General features: G+C 56.9%; 23 protein-coding genes and 2 tRNA genes. 7 read left to right on the top strand and 18 right to left on the bottom strand.

What is annotated here, in order from left to right:
- The first annotated feature begins 126 nt into the window (after positions 1–126).
- Positions 127–252 carry a hypothetical protein gene (locus tag L3X40_RS22325; protein ID WP_272907946.1) on the top strand — a complete coding sequence of 42 codons (126 nt, stop codon included), beginning with the start codon at positions 127–129 and terminating at the stop codon, positions 250–252.
- A 40-nt stretch (positions 253–292) separates the two neighbouring features.
- Here L3X40_RS22325 and L3X40_RS11350 read toward each other — a convergent pair.
- Positions 293–366: transfer RNA gene (locus tag L3X40_RS11350), tRNA-Gly, on the bottom strand.
- Positions 367–616: 250 nt separating this feature from the next.
- Here L3X40_RS11350 and L3X40_RS11345 point away from each other — a divergent pair.
- Positions 617–2,410: an SLC13 family permease gene (locus tag L3X40_RS11345; protein WP_237365755.1), complete on the top strand. Its 1,794-nt coding sequence runs from the start codon at positions 617–619 to the stop codon at positions 2,408–2,410.
- 73 nt (positions 2,411–2,483) lie between these two features.
- Positions 2,484–2,558, top strand: a tRNA-Val gene (locus tag L3X40_RS11340).
- Positions 2,559–2,635: 77 nt separating this feature from the next.
- On the opposite strand, the gene L3X40_RS11335 is transcribed toward L3X40_RS11340, so the two are convergent.
- On the bottom strand, positions 2,636–2,986 hold the full coding sequence (locus L3X40_RS11335; RefSeq protein WP_237365754.1) for an energy transducer TonB: 351 nt from the start codon (positions 2,984–2,986) through the stop codon (positions 2,636–2,638).
- A 101-nt stretch (positions 2,987–3,087) separates the two neighbouring features.
- On the bottom strand, positions 3,088–4,920 hold the full coding sequence (locus L3X40_RS11330; protein WP_237365753.1) for a methyl-accepting chemotaxis protein: 1,833 nt from the start codon (positions 4,918–4,920) through the stop codon (positions 3,088–3,090).
- A gap of 392 nt (positions 4,921–5,312) precedes the next feature.
- On the opposite strand from L3X40_RS11330, the gene L3X40_RS11325 reads away from it, so the two are divergent.
- Positions 5,313–6,374 carry a sigma-54 interaction domain-containing protein gene (locus tag L3X40_RS11325; RefSeq protein WP_237365752.1) on the top strand — a complete coding sequence of 354 codons (1,062 nt, stop codon included), beginning with the start codon at positions 5,313–5,315 and terminating at the stop codon, positions 6,372–6,374.
- A 12-nt stretch (positions 6,375–6,386) separates the two neighbouring features.
- Here L3X40_RS11325 and L3X40_RS11320 read toward each other — a convergent pair whose 3' ends face one another.
- Positions 6,387–6,812 carry an EVE domain-containing protein gene (locus L3X40_RS11320; RefSeq protein ID WP_237365751.1) on the bottom strand — a complete coding sequence of 142 codons (426 nt, stop codon included), beginning with the start codon at positions 6,810–6,812 and terminating at the stop codon, positions 6,387–6,389.
- Between the two features lie 81 nt (positions 6,813–6,893).
- Here L3X40_RS11320 and L3X40_RS11315 point away from each other — a divergent pair, with 81 nt between their 5' ends.
- Positions 6,894–7,829, top strand: a complete 936-nt coding sequence (locus L3X40_RS11315) for an isopenicillin N synthase family dioxygenase (protein ID WP_237365750.1) — start codon at positions 6,894–6,896, stop codon at positions 7,827–7,829.
- 9 nt (positions 7,830–7,838) lie between these two features.
- On the opposite strand, the gene L3X40_RS11310 is transcribed toward L3X40_RS11315, so the two are convergent.
- A complete protein-coding gene (locus L3X40_RS11310) occupies positions 7,839–8,243 on the bottom strand; it encodes a Rossmann fold domain-containing protein (protein ID WP_237365749.1) in 405 nt (134 codons plus the stop codon).
- Positions 8,240–8,620, bottom strand: a complete 381-nt coding sequence (locus tag L3X40_RS11305; protein WP_237365748.1) for a dihydroneopterin aldolase — start codon at positions 8,618–8,620, stop codon at positions 8,240–8,242. Before L3X40_RS11305 ends, L3X40_RS11310 begins: the two co-directional genes overlap by 4 nt.
- A gap of 108 nt (positions 8,621–8,728) precedes the next feature.
- On the opposite strand from L3X40_RS11305, the gene L3X40_RS11300 reads away from it, so the two are divergent.
- Entirely contained in the window at positions 8,729–9,253 is a 525-nt protein-coding gene (locus L3X40_RS11300) for a GNAT family N-acetyltransferase (RefSeq protein ID WP_237365747.1), read from the top strand.
- A gap of 98 nt (positions 9,254–9,351) precedes the next feature.
- Positions 9,352–10,242 (top strand): LysR family transcriptional regulator, encoded by an 891-nt coding sequence (locus L3X40_RS11295; protein WP_237365746.1) that lies wholly within the window; start codon positions 9,352–9,354, stop codon positions 10,240–10,242.
- A gap of 52 nt (positions 10,243–10,294) precedes the next feature.
- Here L3X40_RS11295 and rpmE read toward each other — a convergent pair whose 3' ends face one another.
- The 12 genes from rpmE to rpsB all read right to left on the bottom strand — a co-directional run bounded on the left by rpmE (position 10,295) and on the right by rpsB (position 21,527).
- Positions 10,295–10,525, bottom strand: a complete 231-nt coding sequence (gene rpmE / locus L3X40_RS11290; protein WP_237365745.1) for a 50S ribosomal protein L31 — start codon at positions 10,523–10,525, stop codon at positions 10,295–10,297.
- Between the two features lie 117 nt (positions 10,526–10,642).
- Positions 10,643–11,080 (bottom strand): 3-hydroxyacyl-ACP dehydratase FabZ, encoded by a 438-nt coding sequence (gene fabZ / locus L3X40_RS11285; protein WP_237365760.1) that lies wholly within the window; start codon positions 11,078–11,080, stop codon positions 10,643–10,645.
- Positions 11,081–11,128: 48 nt separating this feature from the next.
- Positions 11,129–11,758 carry an OmpH family outer membrane protein gene (locus L3X40_RS11280; RefSeq protein WP_237365744.1) on the bottom strand — a complete coding sequence of 210 codons (630 nt, stop codon included), beginning with the start codon at positions 11,756–11,758 and terminating at the stop codon, positions 11,129–11,131.
- Positions 11,758–14,421 (bottom strand): outer membrane protein assembly factor BamA, encoded by a 2,664-nt coding sequence (bamA, locus tag L3X40_RS11275; RefSeq protein WP_237365743.1) that lies wholly within the window; start codon positions 14,419–14,421, stop codon positions 11,758–11,760. Before bamA ends, L3X40_RS11280 begins: the two co-directional genes overlap by 1 nt.
- Before the next feature lie 72 nt (positions 14,422–14,493).
- Positions 14,494–15,627, bottom strand: coding sequence for an RIP metalloprotease RseP (gene rseP, locus L3X40_RS11270; protein ID WP_237365742.1), 1,134 nt, complete (start codon positions 15,625–15,627; stop codon positions 14,494–14,496).
- Complete coding sequence (locus L3X40_RS11265) at positions 15,624–16,787, bottom strand: 1-deoxy-D-xylulose-5-phosphate reductoisomerase (protein ID WP_237365759.1); 1,164 nt, start codon at positions 16,785–16,787, stop codon at positions 15,624–15,626. Before L3X40_RS11265 ends, rseP begins: the two co-directional genes overlap by 4 nt.
- Positions 16,788–16,789: 2 nt before the next feature.
- A complete protein-coding gene (locus tag L3X40_RS11260; RefSeq protein WP_237365741.1) occupies positions 16,790–17,578 on the bottom strand; it encodes a phosphatidate cytidylyltransferase in 789 nt (262 codons plus the stop codon).
- Between the two features lie 12 nt (positions 17,579–17,590).
- A complete protein-coding gene (locus tag L3X40_RS11255; protein WP_272907945.1) occupies positions 17,591–18,331 on the bottom strand; it encodes an isoprenyl transferase in 741 nt (246 codons plus the stop codon).
- A gap of 16 nt (positions 18,332–18,347) precedes the next feature.
- Complete coding sequence (gene frr / locus L3X40_RS11250; protein WP_237365740.1) at positions 18,348–18,905, bottom strand: ribosome recycling factor; 558 nt, start codon at positions 18,903–18,905, stop codon at positions 18,348–18,350.
- Positions 18,906–18,907: 2 nt separating this feature from the next.
- The gene (gene pyrH, locus L3X40_RS11245) at positions 18,908–19,633 is read right to left on the bottom strand and encodes a UMP kinase (protein ID WP_237365739.1); all 726 of its coding nucleotides are present in this window, start codon (positions 19,631–19,633) and stop codon (positions 18,908–18,910) included.
- 104 nt (positions 19,634–19,737) lie between these two features.
- Entirely contained in the window at positions 19,738–20,667 is a 930-nt protein-coding gene (gene tsf, locus L3X40_RS11240; RefSeq protein WP_237365738.1) for a translation elongation factor Ts, read from the bottom strand.
- Between the two features lie 92 nt (positions 20,668–20,759).
- Positions 20,760–21,527, bottom strand: a complete 768-nt coding sequence (gene rpsB / locus L3X40_RS11235) for a 30S ribosomal protein S2 (protein WP_237365737.1) — start codon at positions 21,525–21,527, stop codon at positions 20,760–20,762.
- Positions 21,528–21,880 lie beyond the last annotated feature (353 nt).

Here is a 21,880-nt window from a genome sequence, read left to right as displayed (position 1 = left end):
CCTGCCGACCTAGCATTGTTCATCTCCTCAAAGAGGCGTGAATCAATGAGGTGGATTACAGTTCCGGGTGACTAGGGTCAGGACTCATTGATTTGAGCAGGCCACTGTGATTCAGGCTCATTGCAGATGGCGCAGGAGGCGAAGGTGCGGGCCGATCCGCATCTGCGCGCCGACAGGTTCGTGGAACGCTGGCAGGAGCTGAAACAGGAGCGCGAGCGCCTTTATCGCGCTGGCGATATCGCGGAGCGCTAGAAGACAGGCAAGGAAATGGCGGGCATGGCGAATGGGGGATTGGAGCGGGTAGCGGGGATCGAACCCGCATCACAAGCTTGGAAGGCTAGTGCTCTACCATTGAGCTATACCCGCAATGCGGCGGCTTTCCTAAGTTTCCGGTTTCTTGTCAAGGGTCATTCCGATACACCCTCGCTCAAAATTCCGACACCGCCTGCTATTCAGCCGCCAAACCCGGTGTTTTCCCACCCATGGTCAATAATAGAGTCGACGGCGCATCGACATCACGATAGCTGGCATATGGTTGACGAAAGTATTTCTGGAGACTGCTCTTTACGGGTGTGGCGCTATGTAACGGCCACGATACGAAATCTGTGGAGTTTCTATGCTGTTTGGCCTTGAGGCTTACGCGCCGCTCGTGGTCGGCGGTCTGCTGGTTTTGCTCTTTGTAGCTTTTGCGACCGAACTGCGTTCACCCGAAGTGATTGCCATTGGTCTGGTTGCAATCTTGCTGGTGCTCAATATCATTTCTTCCGATGACGTGTTGGCGGCGATGGGGAATTCGGCGCCGCTGACGATTGCATCAATGTTCATCATTTCCGCATCATTGGTTCGCACCGGCGCGCTGGATGCCTTTGCAACCTTTGTCACGGGTTTCGCGCGCACAGCCCCCGTGTTGTCGGTGGCGATGCTGTTGATCGCTATTGCCGCCATGTCTGCTTTCACCAACAACACCCCGCTTGTCATGATGATGATCCCGATCGGCATGACATTGGCGAAGGAACTGGAGATTGCACCGTCCAAACTTTTGATGCCTATATCCTTCGCGGCGATTCTGGGCGGCACCTGTACCCTTCTGGGAACCTCGACAAACATTCTGGTTGACGGTGTGGCACGCAAAACCGGGCTTGCGCCTTTCTCGATTTTTGAAATTGCGCCGGTAGGCATAGTGGTGGCGATCATTGGCGTCCTCTGGCTCGTCATCGCTCATCGCTGGCTACCCGTTCGCCAGACGGTGGCTGGATTAAGCGCCGTCAACGACACCAAACGGTATGTCGTTTCCATATTCATCGAAACCGGTTCGCCCTATATCGGCCTCAACCCCACCGGGATCGACATATTGAATCGGGGCGAGCGGCAACTCGTCGATGTTCTGCGTGGCGATGAATCGCTCAGGCGCGACTGGGGCAGATGCATCCTTCAGGAAGGTGACATCATTGTTTTGCGGACCTCTGCGAATGATGTCCTTACACTGAAGGAACAGGGGCGAGTAGCGCTGAAGAAAACAGCGAAGAACCCGCATTTGGTGCCGCTGACGTCACGCAATTCGATTCTCGTCGAAACGCTCCTTGCGCCTGGCGCCAATATCATTGGTCATACCTTGAACAGTCTCCGCCTGCGCCGTCGCTATGGCGTTTATCCCATCGCGCTGCACCGCAAGGGGACAAATCTGGACGAACGGTTCGAAGCCACGCCTTTGCAAGTAGGCGACACCATGTTGATCGAAGGCGCCCAGGAAGATCTTCAACGGTTGCTTGACGATCAACAACTGATGAACATTGCCGAACCCTCCTCACGCGGGTTCCGCAGGAACAAGGCGCCCATTGCCATTGCGGTGATGGTGAGCATCATCGTAGCCGCCGCCTTTAATTTCATGCCTCTTGTCGGGCTTACCATTTTGGGTGTGGCGATCGTGCTCGGAACGCGCTGCATTGAACCTGAAGAAGCTTTCAGGGCTGTCGACTGGCGCATTTTGGCCCTGATCATAGCTATGCTTGCGATTGGCACCGCCCTGGAACGCACCGGATTGGTTGAAATGATCGTCGGGACGATCGCTCCTTTCCTGGGCACCGTTTCCCCCGTGATCGCATTGGCCGCCATTTACCTGCTCAGCCTCACCCTGACAGAACTGGTCACCAATAATGCCGTCGCGGTTGTCGTAACGCCCATTGCCATCAGTTTGGCCAATGCGCTGGGCGCAGACCCCCGCCCCTTCGTCGTCGCGGTCATGTTCGCGGCCAGTGCGAGCTTTTTGACGCCCATAGGCTATCAGACCAACACGCTGGTTTATGGTGCTGGCGGGTATCGGTTCTCGGATTTTTACAAGCATGGCTTGCCGTTGACCATCATCGTGGCGGTCGTCACCATTGTCATGATCCCGATGATCTGGCCGCTATAGCCTGCCCTGTGCGCCATATGCCTTGACTCCGGTCTTGCCCGATGCCAACGGAGCAACCTCTTCCGCCACAGGCGGGCGCGTAGCTCAGTGGTAGAGCACACCCTTCACACGGGTGGGGTCGCAGGTTCAATCCCTGCCGCGCCCACCACTGACAGCATCGAAAAATGACAAAAAAAGCGCACTCCCGCAGGAGCGCGCCTCTTGTTGAGCGATGTGGAATGTCGATTACATCAGCTTCCAGGTAAATGGCAGAACCACCGAAGTCGATCCGCCGGGAGGGGCCGGGAATTTGCCGACCTTTGCGGGTAGCGCCAATGCTTCGCGGTCAAGAACCGATGAACCCGATGGCCCGACCAGTTCCACCGAACCAAGCGAACCGTCAGCAGCCACCGTCAATTTGACCTTCGCCGTGCCTTCATCACCGCGCATCTGGGCCGCACGAGGATAGGTCTGTTTGGCAGCGATCATCCTGGCGATGTTGCGCTGCCAGTCGGCGGACTGGGCATGGGCTGGCGCGGCAACGATCATTGCACCAGCAAAAACAGCAATCAGATTTGCGAATATTCTTTTGGACATCTTATACCTCGGCTTTCTCTTTATAATGCCCGCTTGCACTGCGGTAATTCCTGTAATCCACTGTTTTATAGGGTATTATTTTCACAAAACCTTGCCTTTGTTCACATGTTCTCCCATTCATCCTCCCGATGTTTAAGGGCGAGATTGCCATGCTGCATCGGCACCGGCGCCCGGGATACCCTTGTCCTTTCGTGTCTGGCGTTCTGACCCAGTTCGAAGAAAGAAAGCTGTTCGAAAAGCCGCTCTGTCTCGGTGGACAGATTGCGCGCACCCGCTGTGCTTTGCTCGACCATCGCGGCGTTCTGCTGTGTGACCGTATCCATGGAAGCGACCGTTGCACTGATTTCATGCAGGCCACTGGCTTGCTGTTCAGCCGCCGTAGCGATTTCTTCCATCAGGCTTGAAACATGCGTGACTTCGGCCACGATCTGTTTCAGCGCCTCGCCGGAATTTTCGACCAATGCCACTCCATCGGCAACCTGCGCACCCGATGTCGCCACCAGTGCGCGGATTTTGGCCGCAGCTTCCGCCGATCCTTGTGCCAGCAGGCGAACTTCTGCCGCGACAACACCAAAGCCTGCACCCGCGTCACCGGCCCGCGCCGCCTCCACGCCCGCATTGAGCGCCAGCAGGTTGGTCTGGAAAGCAAGCGCATCGATCGTTGAAATGATGGCGTTCATTTCGTTGCTCGATGCCTCGATATGCCGCATCGCTTCCACCGCGCGCTTGGCCGTCGCATCAACCTCCTCAGCCGATTTACGAGCAATGCCCACGCGCTCGCTGGTCTGCCGCGCATTGTCCGCAGCCAATTTCACAGATGCCGTAAACTGTTCCAGCGTGGTTGAAGTCCGGGCAAGCGATTCCGCCTGCCTTTCGGTACGGCGTGAAAGGTCGTCAGAAGCCTGCGCGATTTCGTTGGTGCCGATGCGGATGGTGCTGCACCCTTCCACGATCTCGCTAAGCGCAGCTAACAGGTGCCTGACCGCTTCATTGAAATCGACGTGCAGCTTGGCAAGCGGCCCATCGGCATCGTCAGCGACCTCATGTGTCAGGTCTCCCTGCGCCAGAGCGGCCAGTCCCGCGCCGATGGCGTCGATCGTTATCTGGGTCTGGCGGGCACGTTCATGTTCAGCCGCCGCGCGTTCCTTGTCGGCCGCAAATAGCGCCTTGAAACCGTCCAGCGCTTTTGCAAGCTGGCCGATTTCGTCCCGGCGCTCCATGCCGGGCACCTCAACCTGCAGGTCGCCCTCCACGACACGGGAAATGACTTGGCTCATGCGCTTCAACGGTCGAGCAATCACGCGCATCATCAACAGGCTGAGCAGAAAGGAAAGCACCAGTGCGCCGCCCAGCGACGCCAGGATCATCGTGCGGGATTTCTTGAAAATAGCATCGCTCGCAGAGGAATTGGCATTGCCGCCCTTCACGTTAAGATCGATGAGCTGGAGAATGTCGTCCTCGACCAGATAGAACATGTCGAGGGATTCACCCTTGAAAAGGTCTGTCGCACCCGCTGTGTCACCCGCGTTGGACAACGCGATCATTTGATCGGTCAGCTTGCCATATTCGGCCCAACTGGTGCGGAGATTGTCATAAAGCGCCGTTTGTTCAGGCGTGAACACATGTGGCTTGTAATCCGTCAGCAGGCCGGTGATGGCCGTCCGGGCGTTTTTCAGCTGGATTTCCGCCTTGCGCTTGCCGCTTGTATCGGTCGCCATGACGTGACCGCTTTGGGCAATGCGATATTGCGACGTGTAGGCGTGAAGATCACCAATCAACTGCGTCGCCGGTAACCAGTTCGTGCGCATCTGTGCCGACAGATCATTGACTTGCGCAATTTTTACCACAGCAAAAGTCCCGATTCCGGCGATCATTGCCAACAAGCCGGCAAACGCCATCATCATTTTTGCTGAGATGCTTAGATTTTTCCTCATCTCGAATTCCCTTTGTCATGGCCTTCCACGCACAAAACGGACCCAAGCTGATAAAGTTAAATGGAAAAATCGCGCGGACGTCATACATCGGAAGCCAGATGCACCGCCTCGCTGAAATCGCTGAAAGTTCAAACCAAGGATATACAGGTCACGGTGTCTTAACCGCTTCTCATTGGCCGGATATTTCGGTTGCGAACCAAAAAACACCTAATTTCACACGCACTTACCATCAACAAACCATAAAAAACTTGTTGCAATTTAGTAGGTGAAAAGAGATTTAGGATTTGGTGGGGAAGCCAAAACCAGCATGACTAACGGTATATAGTGGTGGATAGAGCGTTGCAGTGGGGGTCGGTCCAGCATTAATGACTATTTCGTGGAAGCCAGAAGCTGTGGCGGGGGAGCCACTGGAACACATCGTCATCGGGGACAGCGCAGCCATATGCAAGGTCAGGGATCTGATCCGGCAAGTCGCAAAATCGGACGCTTCGGTCATGATTACGGGACCATCGGGAAGCGGTAAGGAGATTGTCGCAACTGCCATTCATGGTGAAAGCCAGAGGGCAAGGAACCGTTTTGTCGCGGTCAATTGTGGCGCCATTCCCAGGGACTTGCTGGAATCAGAGCTGTTCGGTCATGAAAAGGGCAGTTTCACCGGAGCCATCGCCCAACGACGAGGCCGCTTCGAGGATGCCCATTCGGGGACATTGTTTCTTGATGAAATCGGTGACATGCCCGCCGACATGCAAGTCAAGCTGCTTCGCGTGCTTGAGGCTCGACAAATTGAACGGGTTGGCGGCAACGGTGCCATCGATATCGACACGCGGATCATTTCGGCGACACATCAAAATCTGGAAGAGCGTATCGACACGCGCCAATTTCGTGAAGATCTTTATTACAGACTCGCGGTCTTTCCCATCCAGTTGCCAGCTCTGAGCGAACGGCCCGAGGATGTCCCCGCACTGATACAATATTTCCTGAAAAAAATGTCGACGCCTGAAACCGTACTGGGCTTCACTTCCGCCGCCATGGAACGTCTTATCACGCATGAATGGCGGGGCAATGTGCGGGAACTGCGCAACGTTGTCGAACGCGCCATTATCCTGTTTCCCAACATGCAGATCAATTCCGATCAGGTCGATACGCTGTTTCGGCGGCGCTACAGCAATGCCCCGACGACCGAAACCGGCGCCGATCCTGTCCGCAACGACGTGAACAAAAACAGTTTAGCCGGACATGCTGTTTCAGCCGAAAACTGGGCCGATGGCGATACTGCCATAGATCTGAAACAGCATCTTGCTGAAATCGAACGCCGATATATCGCCGCCGCGCTGACCAAAGCCGAAGGTGTGATCGCCGACGCCGCTCGTCTGCTTTCCATGCAACGCACGACGTTCATTGAGAAAATGAGGCGGCTGGACATACAGAAGGACGAAGCGCGCCTCAACGCCTGACATTACATCCGGTCAATTCGCGCGGCTGTCCGCCATCGCAAGGATATGGTCGAATTCCGCTTGCGTAAGCTGCGCCACGGACAACCGCGATTGACGCAGCATCTTCATATCCGCAAGCGCCGGATCAGCCTTCATTTCCTTCAATGTCACACCACGCGGCAATTTGCGTTTCGGCGCAACATGCACAGCGACCCAGCGCCCACTGTCATCGGTGCTGTCGGGCTTGGCTTCTTCAACGACTTCCATGATGCCAACCGCTTCCAGACCTGTCTGGCTATGATAGAAGAGCGCCAGATCGCCGTTTTTCATCGCTTTCATGTTGTTTGACGCCTGCGCATTGCGCACACCATCCCATTCCGCCTTCCCCTTTGCCACCAGATCATCCCAGGAAAAACAATCCGGTTCCGATTTCATCAGCCAATATTGCCGCTTGCTCATCCTCGTTCGCTCCTTTCCGGTGACGGCGCATGACAGGTGCGCGCCGACGCGATAAACATATCCCGGTACAAAGGAAAATACATGGCCATTATCGACCAGGTGCCGGTTCTTTCGATGGACGAAGGCGCTACCCCCGCTTTTGCCCGCGCCATCGGCGAATCTTTCGAACGATTTGGTTTTGCCATGGTAAGCGCTCACGGCCTCGACCCTGCCTTGGTCCAAAAGGGCTGGACGCTCGCCAAATCTTTTTTTGCGCTGCCTGAGACAACCAAACGGACCTATCGGATCGAAGGCGGCGGAGGGCAGCGCGGCTATACTGCCTTTGGCGCCGAAATTGCCAAGGATGCGACCGACAACGACCTTAAGGAATTTTGGCACGTTGGCCGTGATCTACCCAATGGCCACCTGTTTTCCACAGCGATGCCCGCCAATATCTGGCCATCGGAAATTACCGGCTTCAAGCCGCTGTTCCAGGATCTGTTTGCGGACTTCGACCGTGTCGGTAGTCAGATCCTGTCGGCCATAGCCATCTATCTGGGGCTTGCGGCCAACTGGTTCGATGATCCTGTCCGTGATGGCAACAGCATTTTGCGCCTTCTCCACTATCCGCCGGTATCGTCTGACGCATCGGGCATACGGGCTGGCGCGCATGAAGATATCAACCTTATCACACTGCTTTTGGGCGCGGAGGAAGCGGGGCTGGAGTTGCTCGACCGCGATGGCAACTGGCTGCCCGTCAATCCGCCTGAGGGCGCTCTGGTCGTCAATGTCGGTGATATGTTACAGCGTCTGACCAACCACCGCCTGCCCTCAACCACCCATCGTGTCTGCAATCCACCGCCAGAACGGCGTGCCCATTCGCGCTATTCCATGCCTTTCTTCCTGCACCTGCGCCCTGACTTTGTAATTGAAACGCTCACGAGCTGCGTGGACGCCGTGCATCCTGACCGCTACCCCGAACCGATCACCGCCGACGCTTATCTGATGCAGCGCCTGCATGAGATCGGATTGCTATAAATCGGATTGTTATAATAGGGCCGGAGCAGGTTTGTCGCTCAACAGAATGATCTGTCCCGTCACCATTGCCGCCCCGGCGAACCAGTCTATCGCAAGCGCCAGCCTGTCTGTCTGCGCCGATTCCACCACAATGGCATTTATCCTGCGCGCAGGCGCCTGCGCCACGGCAAGTCCTTGCACCTGGAGCGAAAGTTCGGACAAATAGAGGTGCGTCGTCGCAGGCGCCACCAGAACAACCGAACCTTCGCCATCCCCGGCCTGAAAATCGGCAGGCGGCAGCGCACCGGCGCGCAAAAATTCTACCCGTATATCGGCATTGACCTTATCCCCGACAGTCCAGCCCATCGCCTTCAACCCTCGCGCGACTTCACGTGCCAACGGCAGTTGGGCATCGCTCAGCCACGCCTGTTTCATTTGCGCGCGCGCCCCATAGTGATGCCAATCGATTCTCCGCGCTCCGACAGGGCCAGCTTCACGATTTTTACTTCGACATGCCGGACCTTGCGATCCTGAAGGAGCACCGTCTCAATGATATGATCTGCGACTGCCTCGATCAGGGTGAAATGCCGGTCGCGCGGCAAGGCGGTGGATGCCGCGTGCTTCAGGTCCATATAGTTTTTGGATTGGCTGAGCAGCGTATCGGGCGTGTAATGCGCCGCCATTTCCAATGTTGCACGCACGCTGATGCGCAACGGTTGCGGCAGATGGGTCTCCTCCGAGTAAATGCCGGTCAGCACATCGACGTCAAGATCGCTCACTTCAAGGACCAGATAGTCTCTATGCTCATTCATGCCGCCCATCGTCCTTCCAATGGAATTACCGCTTTTCATTTGTGCCAAAGGCGCTAAAAGCCGCGCCCTCGCGGCGCTGATGCACGCGAAATACTGGAACTGCAAGAATTGACGCACATAATAGCCCTCGCCACCCAAAGTGACAGCGCCATTGAGGCCTTGCTCGACGCGGCTTTTGGCCCTGACCGATTCAAACGGACGGCCTATGCGATCCGCCGTGGCATGGAACCCCTGCGCCATCTGAGCTTTGCCGCACTCGACACTGACGGTACATTATCCGGCCTGCTGCAAAGCTGGCCCGTCGCGTTGCGCGATCACAGCGGCAAGGAATGTCCGCTCGTCATGGTCGGCCCCGTAGCGGTATTGCCTGCGCTTCAGCAGAGCGGCATCGGCAAGCTTTTGATGCAAAGATTAATGGCTGAAGCGCGCCAACAGCAGAGTGATCCGTTGATGATGATTGGCGATCCGGAATATTATGGCCGCTTTTTCGGTTTTTCAGCGGCAGAAACAGGCGGCTGGAAAGCCCCCGGTCCAGTCGAGCCGCACCGGCTGCTAGCTCAGTCCGTTGATGGCAGTCCGCTGCCGCCAACAGGCACGCTTGGTCCGCGTACAGGCTTGTCTCGCGTAGCATGATGCGGCGATAAGTATTTACTTATTCCCACCTGAAAAACGTGGCAAACGGTGTTAAGTTTAGGCTTAACACCGGGCAAGCTTTCCCTTATCACCGACAAATGGCCAACATCACCCTTCGTCAGCTCGAAATCTTTGTTCAGGTTGTCCAGCATGGCAGCTTTCGAAGCTGCGCCCGTCAGGTCGGCGTGTCGCAAGTGGCCATCAGCGACCATATCAGGCAACTGGAAGAACGGTTGGGCCATGCATTGTTTAAGCGTGTTTCTGGTGGCCCATCCACTCTGACCCCAGCAGGCGAACGCGCCTTTCGTCACGCATCGCAGGTGCTTTCAGCCATGGCCGGACTGATGCAGGACATGACGGGCGCAGAGGCGGATACATCGGACAGCAAGCTGGTCATCGCCGCACACAGTGCTGTTTTGCGCTATTTTCAAGAAACCCTTGCCCAGTTTGAAGAGGATCATCCGAACATCGGCATCGAACTGGACCTCGACACTTTTACGGCAGCGCCCCTCGCTCAAAAAATGCGGGAAGGCACTGTCGATATCGGCTTTTTCTACGCTCTGGAGGCTTCACCCCAACTGGAATCAACGCTGATGTGGCATGAACCGCTCGCCCTTTTCGTATCGCGGGATCATATATTGGCACAGCAGGAGCAGGTATCTGTCGACGACCTGCTGAATTTTCCGGTCATCCGGCTTGGCGCGACCAATCCTCAAGGTCTGTTGATCGATGAAGCGATGGAACAGGCTGGGCTGAGCCGCTGCGCCATAGCTCTTGAAACCGACAATTATGGTGAGATCCTGACCGGCGTGCGCAACGGGCTGGGCTTTCTCTGCATGTTTGAATCGTCCGCGGGCGATCTACTCAACCTTGGCGGTATGAAGCGCATCGCATTCAGTGGAGCTTTACCCGATATAGAAGTCCGCCGGGCCATAAGGCCGCCCTGGCGCGATGACCCGGTTGTCGCAAAACTGTTGCAAAGCCTGTGATATAAAAAGGGCGCCGCAATGGGCGCCCTTTTCCTTAACCATATTGGCTGGTTCAGCCTTTTTTGAGGGTAAGGCCGCCAAAGCGCTTGTTGAAGCGCGCGACCTGGCCACCCGCGTCCAGAAGACGTTGATTGCCGCCCGTCCATGCCGGATGCGACGTTGGATCAATGTCGAGCGTCATCGTATCGCCTTCCTTGCCCCATGTGGAGCGCGTCTGGAACGACGTGCCGTCGGTCATCTGGACGGTGATGAGATGATAGTCGGGATGCGTGTCTTTTTTCATGTCGATCTGCTCCGAGTGTGGCTGGTTTCCGACCAGCCGGTGGATGCGTAAAATTCAGCGAAGAGCGGCCCCTAGCGGCAAATGCCGCCAAAGGCAAGTACCCGGATCAATGGCGCGTCAGGCTGGTGCGTCGGCAATCATCGCGGTGAATTCGGCCTCTGCGGCCAATTTGCCTTCAACCATCGCCTTGCCCGCAAATTTACAGACGGAACCGCGATCCTTGGTGATTTCGACATGGAAATCCACTAGACATCCCGGTTCAACGGGTGAACGAAACTTCGCGCCATCGATCGCCATGAAATAGACAAGCTTGCCTGATCCAGCCAGTCCCAGCGATTCAATAGCCAATACTGCCGCTGCCTGCGCCATCGCTTCAACCAGCAATACGCCCGGCATGATGGGTCGTTCAGGGAAATGCCCCTGGAAAAAAGGTTCATTGATCGACACTGCCTTGACCGCATGAATGGACTTTTTCAACTCCATCGTCACCACGCGGTCGATCAGCAGCATCGGGAAACGATGCGGCAATGCTTGCATCACCGACCGAATATCCATGGGCCCCTTGACGACGCCTTCTGTCGCAACCTGCTCCGTCACAAATACTTACCTGCTGGGGGCGTTTGCGGCGGGCTGCTGCTGCTGTTGTTGACCGGGCTGCCAGCCTGCGGGCGGGACGATCTGCGCGCTGGGAACCAGCGTGTTGAGTTCCGCCGTCACTGCATCGGTAATGTCGGCTGTGGGCTGGTAAGACACAGTTGCTTGTGGCTGCAGCACCAGATCAACCTTGCGCTTGACCATCGCCGTCTTCAGCGCATCGTTCAGTTTTGCCGTAATCTGTTCTTCGACATAAGCCTGGGCCAGACCAATCGGGCGTCCCAGCGTCGCAAGTTCCTGCTGGATAGCTGCACGGCGCTGTTGGAACGCCTCAACCTTGGGCTGTAACGTGGCGCTGTTCGCACCTGCCGTTTTCTGCAACGACTGGATTTCATTGGCCTTGGTCTGCAACTCGCTGTCCAATGTCGCCTTGCGCGCATTGAATGCATCGATCTGCGCCTTGTATGTCGTTTGCATGGACGTCATTGCGTTGGTGAATGCATTTGTCTTGCCGACCGCCTGTTCCAGATCGGCCACTGCTATGCCCATTTTGGACTGAGCGACCGCAGGGGTCGTCATAACGGCAATACCGGCAATCGGTGCCACGGCCAGCGCCGCAGCCTTCAAAATCATCTTCATCAGAATTGTGTCCCTACATTGAATGTGATCAATTTTGTGTCGTCGCCCGGCTCTTTTAACAAAGCCTTGGCTATATCGATCCTGAACGGACCGAAAGGTGAGTTCCAGTTGACGCCAAAGCCCACAGAAAGGCGGGGCTTGAGCGTATCACCGAAATATTCTTCTTCGAATGCGCCTCCTGCGTAAGTTGCGTCGTATCCCGAAGGTGGTGTATCGCAACTCCCGATGGCTGGCGCGCGCACCGTAGACGTCGTTCCCGTGGTCCCTGTCATCGGCGATACCGTGCAATAACCGGCAAAATTGGTCAGCACCGGATTTTTGAGGCCCGCGACCGCGCCGGCATCGACGAATATGGATGGCCGCAGCCCCATTTCCTTCGCGCCAGAACCCAACGGAATTTCCAACTCCGCCCGGGCCTGATAATATATCTTGCCACCCAGCGCATCGTCCTGCGTGTTATTGCCAGAGGCGCGCTCGTACACCCCATCGCCATCGGCGTCGCTGAGAAAGAACCTTTTCACTCGCGGTCCGATACCACGAATATCAAAGCCCCTCATCTGCGGCTCGCCAAGGAAGAAGCGGTCGGTCAGACGCACCTTGTCAATCGGTTGGTTCGCATCGTCAAACCGCTGCTTTTCCAGCGAATGAATATATCCAGCCTCACCACTCAGCGAGAAGATAAAGCCGCTGCCGACATTCCAGAATTTGTCCGCATCGATCCGGGTGCGCACATATTTGACGCTGCCACCCAGACCCGCCACATCTTGCGATAAAGTGACGCTATGCCCCTTGGTGGGACGAATGCGGTTATCCCGCCTGTCATAGATCAGCGAGTAGCCGAGCGAAGATGTCGTCCGTTTACCAATAGCATCGCATAGATAGCGGCCGGCAAGGATGGGGTCGCATTGCAGCACGCCGTTAGCATCGGGCGAATAGAAAGTGTCCTTATCGAGCGTCACATCATCGAAGCTCAGGCCATATCGCAACGCCAGCGACATATATTCGGTCAGTGCCAGACCTGCGCGGATCTGGAATCCGGTCGTGGTCTGCTCATAGGTGGTATTGCGGTCGTTATTATTGAGATAATTGAAGCTGTTCAAATCCCGCCGGAAAATATCGCCGCCCAGCGCAATGTTTCGATCGAACAGATAGGGTTCTGTAAAGCCAAGTTCGACGGATTTGGAATAGTTGGAGTAATTGACGCTGGCGCGCAATTCTTGACCTTTGCCGCGGAAATTGCGTTGACGGATGGACGCGGAAACGATGAAGCGTTCAAGGCTGGAAAAGCCCGCCGACAATTGCAGTTCGCCGGTCGATTTTTCCTCTACATTGGTTTCAAGCACGATGCGGTCAGGCGCGGAACCGGGCTTTTGTTCAACCTCCAGCTTTTCCTGGAAATAGCCCAGCGATTTGATGCGATCGGCCGAACGCTTCACCTGAAAACTGTTGAATGCGTCCCCTTCATGCAAGCGGAATTCGCGGCGGATCACCTTGTCCTGCGTCAGTGTATTACCGTTGATGTCGATCCGTTCAACATAGACGCGGGGCGCTTCGTTCACACGGAAGACCAGCGACATTGTCAGATCGTCTTTGTTGCGTTGAAAATCCGGGTTGATGTCCGCAAAGGCATAGCCGAACAAACCCGCCGTTTCGGTCATGGATGTGACCGTATCCTCGACTTGCTTGGCGTTGTACCAGTCGCCTTTCTTCATCGGCACCAGCTTTTGAAGCGTTTCGGGCTGCAGATCACGAATCTCACTTTGCACCGATACATCGCCAAATTTGTAGCGATCCCCCTCCTCCACCACATAAGTGATGATGAAGTCGCGCTTGTTCGGCGTCAGTTCGGCAACCGCGGAAATGACGCGGAAGTCGGCATAGCCTTCGGTCAGATAAAATTGCCGCAATTTCTGCTGATCATAGGCAAGACGATCGGGGTCATAACTTGTGCCTGAACTGAAAAGACGAAAGAAGCGCGCCTGCTTGGTCGCCATCTCGCTGCGCAGATCACCGTCAGAAAATTTTTCGTTGCCGATGATGTTGATCTGCCGGACCTTGGATTTCGGTCCTTCGTTGATTTCAAAGATGATATCGACGCGGTTCTGGTCAAGTTGCACCATCTTGGGATCGACACTGGCCGCAAACCGCCCTTGCCGCCGGTACAGTTCAACGATGCGGGCAACATCAGCCCGCACCCTTGACCGCGTAAAAATCTGGCGCGGGGCCAACCTGATCTCAGGCTGGATCTTGTCGTCCTTCAGGCGCTTATTGCCCTCCAGAACAACACGGTTGATGACGGGATTTTCCTTGATCTCAATCGTCAGATTGCCCTGATCGTCACGAATCTGGACGTCTGCGAATAATTCAGTTTCGAACAAATCCTTGAGTGCGAGATCAAGCGATTCGCGGTTATAGGGCTGCCCCACACGCAGCTTGGTGTAAGACAACACCGTGTCGGGTTCCAAGCGCTGTGCCCCTGTGACCGATATGGAACGGACGGTACTCGCTTGCGCAACGGGTTGAGCCGCGGCGGCGGGAGTCTGCGGCGGCGGAGCCAGTGCCGGTTGGGCGAATGCTGATCCGGTGAAACCCGCCAATACGGTGCCGGTCAACAAGGCAACTGTCAGACGTTGGTTGAAGTTGCTGCATAGTGTCGCTGTCACGCGTTTTTCTACCTTCAAAAACAAAAATCCGGCCTGCGCCGAAATGCCCGAGCCTTCCCTGCCCGATGCACGTCAGCCAATCAAGCCGGACAAACCCTTCCAGACACCGAAAGACGATAAATCGTTAAATGTAACAAACAGCATCAGTGATAACAGCAATGCCAGGCCGGAACGATAGGCCCATTCCTGAACCACCGGACTGACCGGTTTGCGCGCAATTGCCTCGATCCCGTAAAAAAGCAGATGACCGCCATCGAGCATAGGGATTGGCAATATGTTGATGAACCCCAAGTTAATCGAAATGAGCGCCATGAAGAAGATAAACTGCTCTGCCCCTCGCCCTGCCTGTTCGCCCGAAATTTGCGCGATCTTCAACGGCCCGCCCAGTTCGTCGAGCGATCGACGCCCGCTAATCACCTGGCCAAGCGTACTTACCATCAGCCGAACGATCGCGCCTGTTCGCTCGATGGCAACGCCGGGTGCCTCAATGAGCGATACATCGCGCAATTCCGATGCGGGACTTTGCACCCCGATCAATCCGATCCGGTATTCATTGCCGAACCGGTCGATCTCGGTGCGTACACCGATCCGGACAGGGAGGTGGACCACCGCTCCGTCCCGTTCGATGGTGAAATCCGCATTTTCGTCCGGGCGATAAAATACTGCCTGCGATAGTTGATCAAAACGTTCGATCTTGCGGTCGTCGATCGCCAGAATACGATCGCCAATCCGCATCCCTGCCTGCTCGGCCGCGGCCCCTTCGATCATCGTATTGACGACAGGCGGCGTAACGTTCTGGCCATAGAACATGGCAAAACCGGCCAGTATGACGATCGCGAACAGGAAATTGATTGCCGGACCCGCCGCAACGATCAACGCGCGTTGCCACAAAGGTTTTGCGGGAAAGCATTCCGCGCGTTCATCGGGCGACAGATGAAGCCATTCCGTGCCGGGCTGGCTGGCCGCGTTCATGTCTCCTGCAAATTTCACATATCCGCCGAGGGGAAGCGCCGCGAGCCGCCAACGTGTACCGCGCTTGTCGACCCAGTGGGCCAATTCCTTGCCTACACCGATTGAAAAGGTTTCGGCCTTTACGCCAAACAGGCGCGCTACCAGATAATGCCCCAGCTCATGCACAAAAACGAGTGGCCCGATCACGGCGATAAACGCCACAATAGTCAGCACTATGCCGGGACTGTCGGTCAATTGCGCCCTCTCTCTAAAATCGTGTCCGCAACTTTGCGCGCCTCACGATCGATCATGAATATGTCCTCCACCCCCTGCGGCAGGGCGGGACTGTAGCGATTAAGCGTTTCGGTCACAATCATGGCAATTTTAAGGAAAGATATTTTTTCCCGTAGGAATGCTTCGACCGCGACTTCATTGGCGGCATTCAATATCGCAGGGCAGGCGCCGCCCGCCACGATGGCCTCCCGTGCCAACTTGATGGCGGGAAAGCGTTCCTCATCGGGCGCTTCGAAATCGAGTCTGCCAATGGCGATGAGGTCCAGCGGCGCACAAGGCGTTGCAATCCGTTCCGGCCAGGCAAGTGCATGCGCAATCGGGATGCGCATATCGGGCGATCCGAGTTGCGCCAACGTCGAATGATCGCGAAATTCCACCAGCGAATGAATGACCGATTGCGGGTGCACCATGATCCCGATGCGATCCAGCCCGACAGGAAAAAGATGGTGCGCTTCAATCAGTTCCAGGCCCTTGTTCATCATTGTCGCGCTATCGACGCTGATTTTCGCACCCATCGACCAATTGGGGTGTTTCACCGCCTGTTTCGGCGTGACTGTAGCCATTTGTGCACTGGTAAAGGTACGAAAAGGGCCGCCGCTCGCCGTCAGGGTAATCCGTGCGACCTCTTCTATCCGACCGCCGGCGAGGCACTGGAAAATGGCGTTATGTTCGCTATCCACGGGCAAAAGCGTGGCACCCGAAGCCTGAGCTGCTTGCATCATCATCGCGCCGGCCGACACCAGGGATTCCTTGTTGGCAAGCCCCACCGTGCGTCCGCGCTTCAATGCCGCCAAAGTGGGGGGCAGACCAGCACAGCCGACAATCGCGGCCATGGTCCAATCCGCTTCCAGACCAGCGGCATCGACAAGCGCCTGCGCCCCTGCCGCAACTTCTATGCCGGTGCCTGCAAGAGCGTCCCGGAGCGCTGGATAACAGCTCTCATCGGCAATGACAGCGATCTGCGCCCGATGGTGTCGTGCCGCCTGCGCCAGTGCTTCAACATCACGATTCGCGGTCAGCGCAACAATGTCGTAATTTTCCGGATTGCGGCCAATCAGGTCCAGCGTCGATTGCCCCACCGAACCGGTGGCGCCAAAAATGGAGATGCTCCTGGCTTTCATCGTCACACGAAATACCCGCTGGCGACCAGAAGGGCCGCGACAGGGGCAACAGAGACAACGCCGTCCAACCGATCAAGGACACCGCCATGCCCGGGCAACAGACTGCCGCTGTCTTTTACGCCTGCCCTTCGTTTGAGCCAGCTTTCATAAAGGTCGCCCAATTGCGCGACGATCGCCAGTAGCCCGCTTGCAGCAGCCAATGGGAGAGGAAGCCCAAGCCAGCCGTGCAGAATGAACCCGAACAGCAACGCAGCCAACACGCCCCCAGCAAGTCCGGACCAAGTCTTGCTGGGACTGATCCCCGGCGCAAGCTTGGGACCACCCAGACTCCGACCGGCAAAATAAGCGCCAATGTCCGTCATCCACACAAGCCCCAGTGCCCAGAACGTCAGCAACAGACCATCCGGGCGATCCCGCAAAAACAGCAGCGCCAATATCGGTAGCCCGGCATAAAAAACGCCCGCGCCCAAACGCGGCGACTGCCCAGTCACCGTTACGAACAGGAACGCACCCGCAAGCAATCCAATGGCGAGATAAGACGGCCCAGCGGCGAGAGGCGCCATGATTGCCAGCGGCACGCAGATCGCGAACATGGAAAGCCGTTTGTCATGATCCGGTGCCTTCGCCAGATCCGCCCACTCGCCTTGCATTAACACACCCGCTAATGCCGCAAGCATCCAGAAAATGAATCCTCCGGCAACCAGCGCGCCAACCGCAAGGGTGATCAGTGCAACACCGATCACAGCCCGCGTCTGCAATTCTCCTGATGACTTGGGTACTGGCTCAACCATGTTCAAAACCGGTCATAGACCACCATAGCGCCGCTCGCGCTGGCCAAATTCCACCAGTGCCTGTTCCAGAATGTCGCCATTGAAATCAGGCCAGAGCGTGTCGGTAAAATACAGTTCGGCATAGGCCGCCTGCCACAACAGAAAGTTCGACAGGCGTTTTTCGCCCGACGTGCGGATCAACAGGTCTAGCGGCGGCAAATCTGCGGTATCGAGTTGCGCCGCTATATCATCCGGACCGATGGTCGCGGGGTCCAGCTCCCCAGCGATGGCTTTGCGCGCCAATGCCTGCGCCGCACGGGCAAGTTCGTCCTGCGCGCCGTAATTGAGTGCAATGGCAACGGTGGTGGGACCATTGCCGGCGGTGCGTGACACCGCACTGTCGATCATCGCAACAATCGATGGCTCCAGCGCCCGATAATTCCCGATGACCTTCAAACGCACATTATTGGCTTCGAACTCGGCCAGATCCCGTTCGATGAAGTGGCGCAGCATACCCATGAGGTCGCTGATCTCGCTTTCCGGCCTTTTCCAGTTTTCAGAGGAAAACGCATAGAGGGTCAGCGTTTCCAGCCCCATGTCCCGCGCCGCACGCGCCGTCCGCCTGACCGCTTCCACGCCTGCCTTGTGACCCGCAACGCGCGGCAGGAACCGCTTTTTTGCCCAGCGGCCATTGCCATCCATGATGATGGCGACATGGCGCGCACCGTGCGTGCGATCGGCGGGAACAGGATCGGAAGAGTGTTCTTCGGCCAATTGTACAAAGCGCCGCCTATTGGCCAAGGATTTCTTTTTCCTTGGCCTGGGTTACAGAATCGATATCGGCGACGGTGCTGTCGGTCAACTTCTGGACCTCGGTTTCCAGGCGCTTGCGCTCATCCTCGCTGATTTCGCCTTTCTTCTCGTCCGCCTTCAGACTGTCCATACCATCGCGGCGGACATTACGCACCGCGATACGCGCCTTTTCAGCATATTGGCTGGCAAGCTTTGCCAGTTCCTTACGCCGTTCCTCGGTCAGGTCAGGTATAGGCAGACGGATATTCTGCCCATCGACAATCGGGTTCAGGCCCAGCCCCGCTGAACGGATAGCCTTGTCCACCGGCCCCACATTGTTTTTATCCCACACCTGAACGGTCAGCATGCGTGGTTCGGGCGCGGAAATGGTGGCCACCTGATTGAGCGGCATCGACGCACCATAAACCGTGACATTGACGGGTTCCAGCAAAGCCGTATTCGCCCGTCCGGTACGCAGGCCCGCCAGATCGCCCCTCAGCGCCTCGACCGCGCCAAGCATACGACGTTCCAGATCGGCCTTGTCATATTGGGCCATGTTCAGCTCTCCTCATTTCGCACGATCGTCGCCGTGCCGTCCCCGCTGAGAACCTTGGCAAGATTGCCGGTTTCGCGGATGTTAAACACAACGATGGGAATATCATTTTCACGGCACAGGGCAACGGCACTGGCATCCATGACTTTCAGATTATCGGAAAGCACCCGGTCAAAGCTCAGGCTTTCATAGCGCGTCGCGTCCGCCACCTTCTTGGGATCGGCGTCATAGACACCGTCCACGCTCGTTCCCTTGAACAACGCGTCACACCCCATTTCGGCCGCGCGCAAGGCAGCGGCGGTGTCGGTCGTGAAAAACGGATTGCCGGTCCCCGCGGCAAAGATCACGATCCGCCCCTTTTCCATATGGCGGACAGCGCGACGGCGAATATAGGGTTCGCACACGGACGACATCGGAATGGCCGATTGCACACGGGTTTCATGTCCCATGCGTTCAAGTGCGTTCTGCACCGCAAGCGCGTTCATTACGGTCGCCAGCATTCCCATATAGTCGGCGCTGGTGCGGTCAAAGCCTTTGGCAGCCGCTGCAAGGCCGCGAAAAATATTCCCGCCGCCAACCACCATGCACAGCTCATGCCCTGCTTCTTTGGCGGCAGCGATTTCTCCGGCAATGCGATCGACCGTTTCGGGGTCGATGCCGAACTGACCGGAGCCCATCAGGACTTCGCCTGACAATTTCAGCAGGATGCGATGGAAGCGCGGGCGAGTCATGCGGGAAAAGTCCATGTACCGATAAAGGAATGGCGCGCACCTTAGTCAGTGCGCGCCATAGTGCCAAGCGTTGTTACACGCCTTTTTTCCGTTATCGCAATCGTTCAGGCAGCGCCGACGGCAGCGGCCACTTCCGCAGCGAAATCGCTTTCTTCCTTCTCGATACCTTCGCCAAGCTGGAAGCGGACATAGCCGGTCAGCGCGATGGCTGCACCAGCGTCCTTGCCCGCCTTGGCAACCACGTCCGCAACCGGCGTCTTGTTGTCCATGACGAACAACTGGCTGAGCAGTGCATTTTCCTTGGCGAACTTGGCAATCGCGCCGTCCACCATCTTGGCGACGATTTCGGCGGGCTTGCCCGATTCGGCGGCCTTTTCAGCGGCAATGGCGCGTTCACGCTCGATGAGGTCGGCATCAATGTCGTCGGCCTTCAGCGCCAGCGGAAAAGCAGCGGCAATGTGCATTGCGATCTGCTTGCCCAATGGCTGCAGCACGTCGGCAGGCGCTTCGCTTTCCAGAGCGACGAGCACGCCGATCTTGCCAAGACCGGGGGCGGCGGCGTTGTGAACATAATCCACGATCAGGCCCTTGCTCACCGACACTTGCGCCACGCGGCGCAGCGACTGATTTTCACCGATAGTCGCGATGTTGTTGGTCAGGACGTCCTGGACCGAACCACCGCTGGGATGGGCCTGATTGGCCAAGGCTCCAGCATCGGCCACACCTGATTCCAGCGCAATTGCTGTTACGGAGCGGACGAAATCCTGGAACCGCTCGTTCTTGGCGACGAAGTCGGTTTCACTGTTGACTTCAACAGCAGCGCCCTTCGTGCCAGCGACAGCAACGCCGACAAGTCCTTCAGCGGCGGTGCGGCTGGACTTCTTGGCGGCAGCGGCCAGCCCCTTGGTGCGCAGCCAATCGACCGCGGCTTCAATGTCGCCATGGGTTTCGTTGAGCGCCTTTTTGCAATCCATCATGCCGGCGCCCGAGCGTTCGCGCAGTTCCTTTACAGTTGCGGCGGTAATCTCGGCCATCGTTTATTCCTTCATATTCAATGGTTGTGAATGCAGGCAGGACGCCCATCAGAGCGCCCTACCCACCAAGCATTGCAGTTTTGCGAAGCCGTTCAGGCTTCAGCGGCAACTACGACTTCTTCTTCAGCCGGCGGTTCGGCCATCGCGCCCAGATCCACGCCTGCATCGGCAGCCGCGCCCTGACCGCCACGGGTGGCGGCGGCGGCGACGGCATCGCAATAGAGGCGGATTGCGCGGCTGGCATCGTCATTCGCCGGAATCGGGAAGGCAATGCCGCTTGGATCGACATTCGAATCGAGGATCGCAACGACGGGGATACCCAGCGTGTTGGCCTCCTTGATCGCCAGCTCTTCCTTGTTGGCGTCGATGACGAACATCACGTCGGGAATGCCGCCCATGTCACGGATACCGCCCAGAGACATCTCCAGCTTGTCACGTTCGCGGGTGAGCTGCAGGATTTCCTTCTTGGTCAGGCCCTGAATATCGCCTGAAAGCTGTTCCTCAAGCGTCTTGAAGCGCTTGATCGACTGCGAAATCGTCTTCCAGTTGGTGAGCATTCCGCCCAGCCAGCGATGGTTGACGAAGTGCTGCCCCGACCGGCGAGCTGCCTCGGCAATCGGGTCCTGCGCCTGGCGCTTCGTGCCGACGAACAGAACCTTGCCGCCACGGGCCACGCTCTGCGACACGAAATCGAGCGCGCGCGCGAACAGCGGCACCGACTGCGACAGGTCAAGAATGTGAATGCCGTTCCGCTCACCGAAAATATACGGCTTCATGCGGGGGTTCCAACGGTGGGTCTGATGGCCGAAATGTGCGCCGGCCTCAATCAATTGCTGCATCGTGACGACAGGTGCCGCCATAATCTTTCTCCTTCCGGTTAAGCCTCTGGGAATCAGTGACCGCGCTTACGCCCGGCACCGGGATGTGCGATTCCCATGTGGAATAGGAGGCGGGCCTTAGCCCCGAGCGTCGACAAAGGCAAGACTTGACATGCGCAATAAAATAGAACAAACCATGAACACAGTTGCTGAAGCGAGAATGTTCGGCCTTTCAGGCGCGAAAATCCGCCGGTCAGCAGAATGATTGATGAAAGGGACGCATATGTTTCATATCGTGGCTTCATGCATTTTCGCAGGCGCATTCGTCGCAGCCATGACGGTCATCACCGTCATGTTTTCTACTTATCGGGAAAAAATGATCGCGGCCCTGACCT

The sequence above is a fragment of the Rhizorhapis sp. SPR117 genome (assembly GCF_021742065.1).
This window is presented reverse-complemented; position numbering and strand designations above follow the sequence as displayed.